Origin of the sequence: Catenulispora yoronensis, from assembly GCF_039531695.1 — a bacterium.
In the GTDB taxonomy this organism is placed as follows: domain Bacteria; phylum Actinomycetota; class Actinomycetes; order Streptomycetales; family Catenulisporaceae; genus Catenulispora; species Catenulispora yoronensis.
Genome location: NZ_BAAAQN010000211.1, coordinates 1 through 580, shown reverse-complemented (window position 1 = coordinate 580; position 580 = coordinate 1). Strand labels below are relative to the sequence as shown.

Annotated in this window: 2 protein-coding genes; both read left to right on the top strand. The window is 42.1% G+C overall.

Annotated elements, in window-relative coordinates; all coding sequences use genetic code 11:
- The first annotated feature begins 57 nt into the window (after positions 1-57).
- A complete protein-coding gene (gene bfd / locus ABD481_RS46875) occupies positions 58-252 on the top strand; it encodes a bacterioferritin-associated ferredoxin (RefSeq protein ID WP_004152415.1) in 195 nt (64 codons plus the stop codon).
- A 73-nt stretch (positions 253-325) separates the two neighbouring features.
- The coding region (gene bfr, locus ABD481_RS46870; protein WP_344672367.1) for a bacterioferritin at positions 326-580 on the top strand (255 nt) is incomplete at its 3' end.

The window sequence follows — 580 nt, the reverse complement described above, 5'->3', positions numbered from 1 at the left end:
ATTGTAATCATAACCATTCTCATTTAATATTTGTGCATAAATTGAACGGGAGTTTCTATGTACGTTTGTTTGTGCAATGGCGTCAGCGATAAAAAAATTCGTCAGGTTGTGCGCCAGTTTCAACCGCAATCTTTTCAGCAATTACGTAAGTTTGTTCCCGTGGGAAATCAATGCGGTAAGTGTGTTCGTGCCGCGCGTGAAGTGATGGAAGATGAATTAACCACCATGCCGGAATTCAAAGAAATCGCCTGAAGTCCACGCTTCTCTTTTGACATCCCTATAGGCCGGACTACGCTTCAATGAGTGGAAGCGGAGGGACTATATAATGAAAGGTGATGTCAAAATCATAAGTTATCTCAATAAATTATTGGGAAATGAGCTAGTCGCAATTAATCAGTACTTTCTTCATGCGAGAATGTTTAAAAATTGGGGCCTGATGCGCCTCAACGATATTGAGTACCACGAATCCATCGACGAAATGAAGCACGCCGATAAGTATATCGAGCGTATTCTTTTTCTCGAAGGTATCCCTAATCTGCAGGATCTCGGCAAACTTGGCATCGGTGAAGATGTGGAAGAG